The sequence below is a fragment of the Pseudoalteromonas phenolica genome (genome assembly GCF_005886345.1).
GTDB lineage: Bacteria > Pseudomonadota > Gammaproteobacteria > Enterobacterales > Alteromonadaceae > Pseudoalteromonas > Pseudoalteromonas phenolica_A.
Map to the genome: position 1 here is coordinate 73,400 of NZ_PNEC01000001.1, position 12,955 is coordinate 86,354.

Annotated in this window: 12 protein-coding genes and 1 tRNA gene; 9 read left to right on the forward strand and 4 right to left on the reverse strand. The window is 41.6% G+C overall.

The features are described from left to right. Positions 1-69 precede the first annotated feature (69 nt). The 3 genes from coaBC (at position 70) to CWB72_RS00375 (ending at position 4,966) form a co-directional block, all read left to right on the forward strand. A complete protein-coding gene (gene coaBC / locus CWB72_RS00365) occupies positions 70-1,257 on the forward strand; it encodes a bifunctional phosphopantothenoylcysteine decarboxylase/phosphopantothenate--cysteine ligase CoaBC (protein ID WP_138628420.1) in 1,188 nt (395 codons plus the stop codon). 206 nt (positions 1,258-1,463) lie between these two features. Beyond that, the gene (slmA, locus tag CWB72_RS00370; protein WP_130254124.1) at positions 1,464-2,054 is read left to right on the forward strand and encodes a nucleoid occlusion factor SlmA; all 591 of its coding nucleotides are present in this window, start codon (positions 1,464-1,466) and stop codon (positions 2,052-2,054) included. 155 nt (positions 2,055-2,209) lie between these two features. Further along, on the forward strand, positions 2,210-4,966 hold the full coding sequence (locus tag CWB72_RS00375; protein WP_138628422.1) for a S9 family peptidase: 2,757 nt from the start codon (positions 2,210-2,212) through the stop codon (positions 4,964-4,966). Between the two features lie 103 nt (positions 4,967-5,069). Here the strand turns inward: CWB72_RS00375 and pmbA are convergent, their stop codons facing one another. After that, entirely contained in the window at positions 5,070-6,419 is a 1,350-nt protein-coding gene (gene pmbA / locus CWB72_RS00380; protein ID WP_138628424.1) for a metalloprotease PmbA, read from the reverse strand. Between the two features lie 130 nt (positions 6,420-6,549). On the opposite strand from pmbA, the gene yjgA reads away from it, so the two are divergent. The 6 genes from yjgA (at position 6,550) to CWB72_RS00410 (ending at position 9,340) form a co-directional block, all read left to right on the forward strand. Next, positions 6,550-7,071 carry a ribosome biogenesis factor YjgA gene (gene yjgA, locus CWB72_RS00385; RefSeq protein WP_138628426.1) on the forward strand — a complete coding sequence of 174 codons (522 nt, stop codon included), beginning with the start codon at positions 6,550-6,552 and terminating at the stop codon, positions 7,069-7,071. 183 nt (positions 7,072-7,254) lie between these two features. Further along, positions 7,255-7,331: transfer RNA gene (locus CWB72_RS00390), tRNA-Ile, on the forward strand. A 96-nt stretch (positions 7,332-7,427) separates the two neighbouring features. Further along, positions 7,428-7,799 carry a rhodanese-like domain-containing protein gene (locus CWB72_RS00395; protein ID WP_138628428.1) on the forward strand — a complete coding sequence of 124 codons (372 nt, stop codon included), beginning with the start codon at positions 7,428-7,430 and terminating at the stop codon, positions 7,797-7,799. 144 nt (positions 7,800-7,943) lie between these two features. Further along, positions 7,944-8,378 carry a transcriptional repressor gene (locus tag CWB72_RS00400; RefSeq protein ID WP_138568649.1) on the forward strand — a complete coding sequence of 145 codons (435 nt, stop codon included), beginning with the start codon at positions 7,944-7,946 and terminating at the stop codon, positions 8,376-8,378. 69 nt (positions 8,379-8,447) lie between these two features. Beyond that, entirely contained in the window at positions 8,448-8,915 is a 468-nt protein-coding gene (locus tag CWB72_RS00405; protein WP_130254130.1) for a chemotaxis protein CheX, read from the forward strand. Further along, complete coding sequence (locus CWB72_RS00410) at positions 8,912-9,340, forward strand: secondary thiamine-phosphate synthase enzyme YjbQ (RefSeq protein ID WP_138628430.1); 429 nt, start codon at positions 8,912-8,914, stop codon at positions 9,338-9,340. Before CWB72_RS00405 ends, CWB72_RS00410 begins: the two co-directional genes overlap by 4 nt. Positions 9,341-9,364: 24 nt before the next feature. On the opposite strand, the gene alr is transcribed toward CWB72_RS00410, so the two are convergent. The 3 genes from alr to CWB72_RS00425 form a co-directional block, all read right to left on the reverse strand. Next, positions 9,365-10,447: an alanine racemase gene (gene alr, locus CWB72_RS00415; RefSeq protein ID WP_138628432.1), complete on the reverse strand. Its 1,083-nt coding sequence runs from the start codon at positions 10,445-10,447 to the stop codon at positions 9,365-9,367. Between the two features lie 47 nt (positions 10,448-10,494). Continuing rightward, positions 10,495-11,874: a replicative DNA helicase gene (gene dnaB / locus CWB72_RS00420; protein ID WP_130254133.1), complete on the reverse strand. Its 1,380-nt coding sequence runs from the start codon at positions 11,872-11,874 to the stop codon at positions 10,495-10,497. Between the two features lie 138 nt (positions 11,875-12,012). Then, positions 12,013-12,951, reverse strand: a complete 939-nt coding sequence (locus tag CWB72_RS00425; protein WP_130254134.1) for a DUF4097 family beta strand repeat-containing protein — start codon at positions 12,949-12,951, stop codon at positions 12,013-12,015. Positions 12,952-12,955 lie beyond the last annotated feature (4 nt).

Sequence of the window (12,955 nt, forward strand, 5' to 3'; positions counted from 1 at the left end):
AAGCGCGTTACCCTTCTGTGACTTCTCTATGTTAGAGTTTAAGTAAGTTTTTTCTGGATTTAACAAGCTATGAAACAGGCAAAGAATATTGTTTTGGGGATCAGTGGCGGTATTGCTGCTTATAAATGTGCAGAATTAGTGCGACGTTTAAAAGAGCGCAACTGCAACGTCAAAGTGGTTATGACCGATTCTGCCAAACATTTTATTACCCCACTGACTATGCAGGCGGTATCTGGAGAACCTGTTTCTGACTCTTTACTCGATCCAAGCGCAGAGGCGGCCATGGGTCATATTGAATTTGCCAAATGGGCTGATTTAATTCTCGTCGCACCTGCAAGCTCTAACATCATCGCGAAAATGGCAGCTGGTATTGCCGACGATTTACTCACCACATTATTACTTGCTACGCCAGCTAAAATCGCTATTGCACCCGCAATGAACCAACAAATGTACGCTCACCCAGCAACGCAAGCCAATTTGAAAACGCTTGCAGAGCGTGGCGTTAATATTTGGGGTCCGGGTAAAGGCGAACAAGCATGTGGCGATGTGGGCTCGGGTAGAATGTTGGAGCCAATGGAACTCGCTGAGCTTTGTACGCGCGATGACATTGAACCAATTCTAGCAGGTAAAAGCATTGCAATTACCGCAGGCCCAACACGTGAAGCCCTCGACCCAGTGCGTTATATCAGCAACCATAGTTCAGGCAAGATGGGTTATGCCATTGCTGATGCAGCCCTAAAATTGGGCGCAAAAGTAACCCTTATTTCAGGCCCAGTGACTTTAACGCCACCAGCAGAGGCTGAAGTCATCCAAGTCAGTAGCGCATTAGAGATGCGAGATGCCGCCCTTGAACACGCACAAAACTCAGATATTTTTATCGGTTGCGCTGCAGTTGCGGATTATCGCGCAGCCAATGTGGCAGAGCAAAAAATCAAAAAACAAGGCGACGAAATCACCCTCACTATGGTGAAAAATCCAGACATCATTGCCGAAGTTGCCGCACTTAAAAACCATCGTCCTTATACGGTAGGTTTTGCGGCTGAAACACAAGATGTTGAGAAGTATGCTAAGGGCAAATTAGAAAAGAAAAACCTGAATATGATCTGTGCCAATGATGTCTCTCAAGAAGGGCTTGGCTTTAATTCAGATCACAATGCGTTAACATTGTTCTGGCAAGATGAGAAGCGCAATTTAGGGGTCAATAGTAAAGCTGAGCTAGCAACGTCTCTACTAAAGGCACTAGCCGAAAAACTATAAAAACCCTTAAAACAAAGGCTTACAAAGGTGTATTTTTTTCCATACAAAACATGAATGAAAGTCACTTTAAAACACTAGCACCAAGCTGAATAAACCATTAACATATCCCCAACAAAGTGTGAGCTTGTTAGGGTTTGCACTGAATTATGCGCCGCATAATACAAAGTATAAATAGAACATAATAACGATAAATTAAAGGACCATTCATGCCAGCGACTAAGCGCAGTAATCGCAAAGAGCAAATACTACAATCTCTCGCACAAATGCTTGAAACCAGCCCTGGTCAACGTATCACAACAGCTAAATTAGCAGCTGAAGTGGGCGTATCTGAAGCGGCTTTATACCGCCACTTCCCAAGCAAAGCACGCATGTTTGAAGGTTTAATTGAATTCATTGAAGACACCCTACTTTCTCGTATCAATATCATTTTAGATAACGAAAAAGAAACGCAGGGTCGTATTTATAACATCTTGCTGCTCATTCTTGCATTCGCAGAGAAAAACCCTGGGATCACTCGCATTCTTACCGGTGATGCACTTCAAGGTGAACAAGAGCGCTTACGTGAACGCATTCAAGGCCTATTTGAAAAGTTAGAAACCCAGTTCAAACAAGTTCTACGTGAACGTAAACTTCGAGAAGGTAAAGCCTTTACTACCGACGAAGCGGCATTGGCTAATTTCTTCCTAGCTTACATTGAAGGTAAGATGAATCAATTTGTTCGAAGTGATTTTAAAACCCGCCCAAGCAGCCAATTTGAAGCGCAGTGGCAAGAATTACAAAAAATTTGGCTAGCTTAATCGCCAATTAAATTCTAAAAAGCGACGGATGTCGCTTTTTTTGTGCCCCAAAATCACTGTTTCATCTCTTATACTGTTATTTAACCGCATCGCCCTTTTGTCTTTACCTACTGCGTGATAAAAAAAACCTTTATAAGTAAAATTAGGTTTGCACCATGAAGGCGTTCCACTCTCTTATTGCAGCCAGTGTGCTGTGCAGCTTGCCTGTTGCTGCGAAATCAAATCTTGAATTTAAGGATGTATTTGATTTTCGTTATGCACAAGGTCAGCAACTTTCTGAAAACGGCCAATTTCTAACTTTTTCTGCAAAGCCCTATCGCGGCAACAGCGAAGGCGTAGTCTATGACTTAACAACAAACAAAATCATTGCCCGAGTTCCACAAGGCACTCAACCATATATCAATAAGGCTGCAAACTGGGTGGCATTCACGCAGGTGCCTACTCTATTAGAAAAAGAAACAACCAAGAAAAAAGATAAGAAAAAACTAAAGAATCATCTGATTTTGATTGATACTCAAACCCACAAGCAAACTATTTTTAATGAGGTGGTCGATTACCAAATCAGTGATGACGGCAACTGGCTTGCTTATCGAACCAAAGAGAAACCGAAAGGCGATAAGAATGACAAAAAAGACGATAAATCTGAAAGCGAAATTAAGGCCGATAAAAAAGACAAGTTCTATTCGCTGATAATCGTAAACCTACGCAATATGAGCAAAACCACCATTGAGCATGTTGGTAAGTTTGCGCTGAGCCCTCAAGAATATGGCGTACTATTTAATGTTCATGCTGAACATGGTGCAAAAAATCACATTGGCTTTTTTGATTTAAACACTCAAACACAAAGCAGTTTATTCAACGAGCCTGGTGTCACCTTAAGCCAAGCGGTTTGGCACCCTAGCAAGCCTATTGTTGCCTTTAACATGACCAATTATGTCAACGACGATACTCGCCGTCGCGACCATCAAATTACGCTCTGGCACAGTGATACAAATACCTTAAAAGAGATTAACAATCCAATAGGTTGGTTCACAGGTAAAACGGCAAAGCTCTCTTGGTCTGAGCAAGGCGAGCGTTTATACTTCCAAAACCGACCTGTACTTGAAGCGAAAGCAAAAGAGTTTAAGTATAAAGACGAAGCTTCACTCACTGACTTCGACACTATTCGTGCGCAAAAAGGCCTACAGGTTTGGCACAATAATGATGCTGAAATTAAAACCCGTGAAGCCAAAACATGGCAACAAGCGAACAAAAACCGCCACTATCAAGCGGTTTATCATCTAAATGGTGAGCAAGTTGTGCAGCTTGCTAACGAGCAAGCGCCAAATATTCGCTTAAACACCGAAGCTAACTTCTTACTCGCAAGTAACGATAAGCCACATTTAGAACGCATCATGTATGAAGGCTTCTTCAACGATTATGCAGCCATTAATGTGAAAACCGGTGAGCAAACTCAAATCATCGAAGGCTCACCGTTTAGACCAAGCCTATCTCCGACAGGAAGCCATGCTGCATTCTTTAAAGACCAGCAGGTTTGGTTAAAAGACTTATCATCGCAATCTCTGTCACCTCTAACAAAAGCTATCAGAGAAGCGATTTTCGTCGATGACAAGCACGACTACCCGAGCGAACAACCTGGCTATGGCTTTGCGGGTTGGCAACTTGATGGCTCAATTGTGTATGTCTACTCGAAGTTTGATATTTGGGCGTTCGATGTAAACACACAACAAGCTAAGCGTTTAACAAAGGGTCGTGAAACAAACACCCAATATCGCGTGAAGTATCTTGATAAAAACCTGCTTGGTTTTGCTGCAAACGACACCTTAATGCTGCATACCCACAACACTGAAAATAAACAGTCGGGCGTAGCAACTCTAGATTTAGCAACAGGTAAAGTAAAAACATTACTAAAAGGCGAAGCCCGCTATGTGCTAGTCGCTAAAGCAAAAAACGCTGACAAACTCATTTTCACCACAGAAAGTTATCATCAGTTCCCTGACTTTTGGCAAACCACCAGTACATTCGCTAAACCAAAAAAAGTCACTGATTTAAATCCACAGGTGAAAGACTTTGCATGGGGTGGCAAACCTGAATTAGTGCAATACAAAGGGTATAACGGCGAAGACTTACAAGGTGTGCTGATCAAACCTGCGGGCTATAAAGAAGGCGATAAAGTACCTACGGTAATTTATTTTTACCGCTATATGAGCCAACGCATGTATAACTTCCCGAAAATGGAGTTAAACCATAGACCGAACTTCCCAATGTTTACCTCGAACGGTTACGCATTGTTCTTACCTGATATTCGTTTTGAAATTGGTAAGCCGGGCCCATCATCAACTCAAACCATGATCAACGCCGCGCAAAAGCTGATTGATATGGGGGTTGCACACCCTGATAAGATTGGTTTACAAGGTCACTCTTGGGCTGGCTACCAAAGTGCCTTTATGATCACGCAAACCGATATGTTTAAAGCGGTTGTGTCGGGCGCGCCAGTGTCTAACATGACATCCGCTTATAGTGGTATTCGTTTAAAGTCGGGTCTTGCTCGTCAGTTCCAATATGAAACTGGTCAGAGCCGTATTGGTAAACCGCTGACACAAGCACTCAATTTATACATTGAAAACTCGCCTGTATTCTTTGCCGATAAAGTAAACACACCAGTTCTACTTATGTTTGGTGATGATGATGGCGCAGTACCATGGCAAGAAGGCATTCAGTACTACTTAGCACTTCGCAGACACAACAAAGATGCCATCTTCTTACAATATGAAGGCGAACCGCATCACCTGAAGAAATTCCCGAACCAAGTGGATTTTTCAGTTCGTATGATGGAGTATTTTGATCATCACCTTAAAGGCAAGCCTGCGGCTGAGTGGATCAAAAATGGTATCAAACATCAGCCTGAGTAAGGCGTTGAATAGTTAATTTACAATTTGACTATTGGTAACAAAAAAGCGGCACTTCAAATGAAGTGCCGCTTTTTAAATTTAAGGAAAAAGTTAATAGCTAAAGTTATTCACCAGCAACCTGCATCTCTTCAATTAAGATAGAACCCATTTGCACACTTCCTCGTTGTTCTATATCGCCACCAATAGCTTGTATATCCATAAACATATCTTTTAAATTGCCAGCAATCGTGATCTCACTCACAGGGTATTGGATCTCACCTTGTTCAACCCAAAAACCAGCTGCTCCTCGAGAGTAATCACCTGTTACTGTGTTTACACCTTGACCCATCAATTCAGTAACTAATAAACCTGTATCCATTTCTTTAAGCACCGCTTTTAAATCATCATGGGTTTGTTGTACCAACCAGTTATGAATACCGCCAGCATGGCCCGTCGCTGTCATCCCCATTTTTCTTGCCGCATAACTTGCTAATAAATAGGTTTGTAGTTCGCCACCATGAATGATTTCACGGTCTACGGTTTTTACACCCTCACTGTCAAACGGACTAGATGCCAAACCTTTTAACAAATGCGGACGTTCTGACACATTCACACATGAATTAAAGATTTGCTGCCCTAACGAATCTAATAAAAAGCTCGACTTACGGTAAAGCGCTCCACCACCGATGGCCGATACCAGATGACCAAATAAGCTATTTGCTACATCAGCCCTAAATACCACGGGCGTTTTCATTGTCGTGATCTTACGCGCATTCAAACGTGCAATGGTCGATTCTGCTGCTTCGAGTCCAACGGACTGAGCTAATTTTAAACCTGACTGTTCACGACTAACCGTATAAGCATAGTCGCGTTGCATTTGCTCACCATCTTGGCCTATTACCATGGTATTCAAACTATGGCGGGTTCTTGGAAAACCAGCTAAAAAACCATGGGTGTTACCGTAAACACGCAAACCCTCATGGCTTGAGAAGCTCGCGCCGTCAGAGTTTACAATACGCTCATCAAATTCCAGTGCCGCTTTTTCAGCTTCAATACATAACTCAACCCCTTGTTCAGGTGTTACTTCCCAAGGGTGATACAAATCTAAGTCAGGAGGAGACATTTCAAGTAAAGCTTTATCAGCCACCCCATTACATGGGTCATCAGAAGTGAACTTGGCAATATCAATGGCCTTCTCAACGACTGAGCGAAGGGCTTTAGGGCTTAAATCGGCAGTTGATGCAGATCCTTTGTGATTACCCACATACACACTAATGCCTAAACCGCCATCTTGGTTAAATTCTATTGTTTCCACTTCACCCATGCGGGTACTTACAGATAAACCCGATGTACTCGACATTGCAGCTTCAGCTGCTGTTGCACCTAGTTTTGTTGCATGGGACAACGCCTCTGATACGGCCTGTTTGACTTCATCTATTTGAGTAAAGATCGCACTTTGCTGCTCAGATTTCATAGTTATGCTCTCTAAAAACACCTTTAATATCTAAATGCTAACACACATATTCGACTTCGCCTTATCAAGGCACAGCATTTATGACGTATAATTGTTATAATCCGCAAAATTTTTACAGAAACTCGGCACCATGGCTAAGAAAAAGAAACCCGTTATTGAAGAAGAAATTATTTACGTTTCAAAAAGCGAGCTAAAACGTGACGCACAGCAATACCAAAAGCTAGCTATTGATTTAGCTGCAATGAGTAATAAGCAGCGCGAAAAGTTACCGCTAAGCGACGACCTTGTAGAAGCCATGGTTGTTGCTGATAAGATCAGAGCAAAGTCTGAAGCATACCGTCGTCATATTAACTACATCAGTAAAACACTCCGCTCTACTGACAATGTAGAAGACATTGAAGCGGCAATTGAGCTAATGCTTAATAAGAATAACCAAGCAGATGTTTTACTTAATAAAATTGAGACCATTCGCACTGAGCTTATTGCAAATGGCGACAGCCAAATCAATGAATTATTAGTACAGTACCCTGAACTAGAAAGACAGAAACTCCGTCAACTGGTGCGTCAAGCAGCGAAAGAAGCCAAAGCCGAAAAGCCAGCCAAAGGCTATAAAGAGTTATTTCAATATCTGAAAGATATAATAATGCCTTAGTGGTGATATTAGTTGTAACTTGCTTAGCAAGTTACAACTAAACACCTTTTAAAGTGATTCTTTATTAAGCAATTGAACAAGATAAGTCATTTTTTTCAACTTTAACTGGTGACAAGGCGAATAAAAATTTTTATACTGCCTGCGCTTTTTACGATTCCATTCGTTTTTCAAGCACTTCTAAATGGCCCTATAGCTCAGTTGGTTAGAGCACACGACTCATAATCGTTAGGTCCCTGGTTCGAGTCCAGGTGGGGCCACCATTTACTTCCTAACAAAAATCAAATTATTCCACTTATAATTAAACTATATCTGTCGTTTAGAAGTATGATTACCCTGTATTTCAACAGGAGAACACCATGTGCAAACTACTATTTTTGTTTCTATTCACTTTTAGCACCCTAGTGTTCGCTAAAACCAAGCTCATTTCTCAGCAAGACTTACTCCTTAACCAAATGTCTGCAACACCACATCAGATTATTGATGTTAGAAGCCCTGAGGAGTTTGCTGCAGGACATGTGAAAGGTGCGATCAACATTCCATTTGATCAAATTGAACAAAATCAGAATTTACTTAACACCTTAAAACCAAGCACTTTAGTCGTTTATTGCCGTTCAGGTCGTCGCGCAGGAATATTTGAAAAAACACTGACAGAGAAAGGGTTTAATTTACTGCATTTAAGCGGTGATATGAATGCTTGGCAAGCCGCAAAACTTCCCACTGTTAAATAAAAATTTTTTATTTAAAGTTACTGGTTAAAAAGCATGACTTATTGATTGTTTTATTCGGCGTAGCTATCAGAATAAATCATCACGAAAACAAGACTATTTTAAAGAATGTGATAATATTGTTGAGTAGTGTAAGGATTTTAAAGTATGAATGTTGAACAATTAGTCGATAAAGCAAAACAAGTCTGTGATAATCGCGGTGCTAGATTTACGGCTATCCGTGAAAAAGTATTCCGTCTGCTGGCCGCTAAGCAAGGCGGCGTTGGCGCGTATGATTTATTAGAAGAGTTAAAGTTGTCAGAGCCTGGGGCAAAGCCTGCAACAATTTATCGTGCGTTAGACTTTCTTTCTGAATTAGGCTTTCTTCATAAGATAGAAAGCACCAACGCATTTATGCTTTGTCATCATTTTGACCATATTCACCCAGTGCAATTACTGATTTGTGATGAATGTGGTCATGTTGACGAACTTCACTCTAATATAATCTCACATGAGCTCAATAACCTTGCATTAGAAAGGGGGTTTCAAGTGTCAAATCAAACAATTGAAGCTCATGGCCAATGCAAAAATTGTAAAGGTTAAGTGCAGTATTAAGATAAAACCACTACACTTAAATTAAGAACCACATTATTTGGATCAAGGGAACATAAAATGAAAGTAGAGTTCATAAACCCTTTTTTGTCATCACTTATAAATGTACTTGCAACCATGGCTCAAACAGAGTTAACGCCGGGTAAACCAAAAATTAAAAAAAGCGAAGTAGCAATTGGTGATGTATCAGGATTAATTGGTATGGTAGGCCCGCAAACAAAAGGATCTTTCTCAATTACTTTTGATGAAAAGCTTGCATTGACTATTATGGAGCGCATGCTTGGCGAGCGTCCTGATGATATTAACGAAGAGGTTACTGATTTAGTTGGTGAAATAACCAATATGGTTACTGGTGGTGCTAAAAACTTACTAGGTGAAAAAGGCTATGATTTTGAAATGGCAACACCTGTTGTTGTGTCTGGCCCAGGACATACTATTGCTCACAAGTGCGAAGGTGCCAAAATTATTATGCCTTTTACGTCTCCCGACGGTAACGCCAACATTGAGGTTAGCTTCGAGAACCTATGAGTTGGCAACAAGCTAAGTTCACACTAGCCGCGAAAAATCGCGGCTTTCACTTAATAACTGACGATATAGTACAACAACTTCCTGAAATTCATGATTATCAAGTTGGCTTATTGCATTTATTTCTCCAGCATACTTCTGCAAGTTTAACGATTAACGAGAATGCAGATCCAACTGTTAGAATAGATATGGAAAGCCACTTTAACCAATTTGTACCTGAGCGTCAGCCTTATTATAAGCATGATTATGAAGGTGATGACGATATGCCAGCCCATATTAAATCAAGCACACTAGGCTGCCAAATCACCATTCCAATTAGTCATGGCCGTTTAATGCTGGGAACTTGGCAAGGCGTATATTTAGGTGAACATAGAGATCATGGTGGAGGTCGCAGTATTATAGCGACTCTGTCAGGTGAACTTTATTAAAGCAATAATAAGCGACAAAGCCGCTTATTTTTTTATATATTGGTAGCTAACTCTTGGCGTAACATTACACAATAGTTCATAGGGAATGGTATCTGCACATTTTGCGACTTCTTCTACTGGAATATTCTCACCCCACATTTCAACTTCATCACCAACCGATACAGACTCATTATGCTCACCAATGTCAACGGTGATCATATCCATTGATACACTACCAACAATGCCATAACGTTGACCATTAATCACAACAGGTGTGCCCTCTCGCGCATGGCGCGGATAACCATCACCATAGCCCATAGCTACCACAGCCAACTGTGTAGCACTTTGGCTTTGCCAACGACCACCATAACCCACTCTTTCGCCAGCAGAAATGTGACGTTTAGCTATCACGCGTGTTTTTAAACTCATCACCGCAGAGAGCGCATACTTCGAGCCAACCGAGTTCAACATAGGTGAAACGCCATAAAGCATCAAACCTGGCCGTATCCAATCACCATGGCTATCTGGCCAGGCAATAATACCAGCAGAGTTAGCTAAGCATATCTGTTCATGTTTACTACCCACTAATTGGGAAAAATGTTTGATCTGTGAGAGTGTTTTATCGTTTTCAGTATCGTCTGCACATGGGAAATGGGTCATTAGACGTACGTCTTTCTTAGCATTTTTAGTAGCTTTAAGACGCGTATAGAATGCCTCAAGCTGTTCAGGCTCTATGCCTAAACGGTGCATACCAGTATCAATTTTAAGCCAAGTGGCAATCGGTGCCTCTAAATTAGCCTGCTCTAAAGCAGTTAGTTGATTCTCATCATGGATCACGGTTTCAAAATTATTTGCCAATAATATCGGTAAATCACTCGCTTCAAAAAAGCCTTCCAAAAGCACTATTGGCTTTGTAAGTCCACCCGCTCTCAGGGCCAGGGCTTCATCAATACGTGCGACAGCAAATGCATCAGCCTCAAGAAGATGTTGAGCGATAGTCACTAAACCGTGGCCATAAGCATTTGCTTTCAATACCGCCATAACCTTACTATTGGGAGCGATTTGCTTAATTCGCGCCAAGTTTTTCTCCAACGCGGTTAAGTTAATTTCTGCGGTTGCTAATCTCATACTGCCTCTCATTTGCGACCTGCAAAGTGATATTAAGCCTTTATCACTTAATATTCATCATCAAATGCAGGACCTGCGTAATTGTCAAAACGAGAGAATTGCCCTTGGAAGGTTAACCTAACCTTACCAATTGGACCATTACGCTGCTTACCTATGATTATTTCTGCAACGCCCTTATCTGGACTGTCTTCGTTATACACTTCATCACGATAGATAAACATGATTAAGTCGGCATCCTGCTCGATTGAGCCCGATTCACGTAAATCAGAGTTTACCGGACGTTTATCAGCACGTTGCTCTAGCGTACGGTTGAGCTGAGATAGCGCGATAACAGGGCATTGTAGCTCTTTTGCTAGCGCTTTTAATGAACGAGAAATCTCAGCAATTTCTAGGGTACGATTATCAGACAAGCTAGGTACACGCATTAACTGCAAATAGTCGACCATGATCATGCTGATACCACCATGGTCACGAGCAATACGGCGCGCTCGCGAACGCACATCGGTTGGTGTTAGGCCTGATGCATCATCGATGTACATCTTACCTTTTTCCATCAATAAGCCCATGGTTGAAGATAAGCGTGCCCAATCTTCGTCATCTAACTGACCTGTACGTACCTTAGTCTGGTTAATTCGACCTAAAGAAGCCAGCATCCTCATCATGATCTGCTCTGACGGCATCTCCAGTGAGTAAATAAGCACTGGCTTGTCTTGTGTCATGGCTGCATGTTCAGCCAAGTTCATCGCAAAAGTGGTTTTACCCATTGAAGGACGAGCTGCTACGATAATTAAGTCAGATGGCTGAAGGCCTGCTGTCATTTGGTCTAGATCGTTATATCCAGAACTTACACCAGTTACACCATCTTGCGGTGACTGGTAAAGCTCTTCTATCTTATCGACTGTTTTTTCAAGGATAGAGTGGATGCTTTGCGGGCCCTCTGTACTTTTCGAGCGCTGCTCCGCAATTTTAAAAACTTTACTTTCAGCTAAGTCTAGCAACTCATGACTGTCTCGCCCTTCAGGGTTAAAACCTGCTTCTGCTATTTCATTCGCTACTGTGATCATCTCTCGTACTACAGCACGTTCACGAACAATCGCAGCATAAGCGTCAATATTAGCTGCACTTGGAGTGTTTTTAGCAATTTCAGCAAGATAAGCGAAACCACCTACCGTGGTAAGTTGATCATTCTTCTCTAGGCTTTCAGAAATGGTAATTAAGTCAATTGGCTGGCTTTGCTCAACCAACTTTTCCATCGCTTCGAAAATCAGTTTGTGTGTACGCGTATAAAAGTCTTGTGATACCACCAGCTCGGCTACACGGTCAAACGCTTGGTTATCAAGCATTAAACCACCAAGCACAGACTGCTCAGCTTCTATGGAGTGGGGAGGTACTTTGAGGGTATCTACTTGATGATCAGGTTTAGCCATTGCACTACACAAACAGAAGAAAATAAGAGGGTCATTTTAGCCCCTTGCGATGAAACTTAAAAGTAGTAAGGCGGTTTCTTGTTGGATTACACAAAAACGGCCTCATCAGAGGCCGCTTAACACCATAAAATGGTTAACTTAGTTTTTCTTCAGTTCAATTCGGCCACTTACAGTATCGATTTCAACATCGGCTTCTCCGCCATTAAGAATAAACTCGAGTTCACGAGAAGGGCCATACTTAGCTTTTTTCACTTTATCACGGCTTAATTCATTGATAATACGCCCACCTGAGTGCGCATCAATGTCAAAGCGAGCCGATACATCCGTTGGGAAATATAAACGTACATCGCCGCTGACAGTATCCATATTGATACGCGCATTATCTTGCAGTTGTTTTATCTGTACTTTAATTTCACCATTAACTGTATTTAAGCGTAAATCTCTCAGTGCAGCGACCTTGAAGTCGACTTCACCATTGACATTTTCAAGGCGAATATCAGTCGCCTCCGTATCACTTTCAATGTCACCATTGACTGCATTAAAGCGCAACTCACCTTTTGAGTTCATGTCATTAATGTCGCCATTCACCGTTTCAAAGCGTAAATCACCAGATAGCTCTCTAGAATCGACATCGCCATTAACCGTTTCTAAAATGATTTTACCTGCTAGTTGAGTCGCTCTAATGTCTCCATTGACAGTTTTAATGCGTGCGCCAGCAGTAAGATCTGTCGCCGAAATGTTTACATTAATACCTTCAAAGCTAAGCTCACTGGTTTTTGGCATATAAATAGTTAGATCTGAGCCATCACCGTTATTCCAACTTTTACTGCGTTTCGGCATATCAACAATAAACTCGGTCACTGAGCCACTGTTTTCTAATTTATAACCCTTTGCAATATCATCCAGTGTGCCGGTAACTTTAAATTCTTGCTTATCCCAAGACTTAATGACCACTTCGCCGCGTTGATTCTCAATAACAATTTTGCCATTGGCTGGTACTGAAATTTGCTTATCTATGGCTTCACCAGCAAAGCAGGCGATTGGGAAAAACATTAATCCTGTTAGTAATTTCTTCATCTTC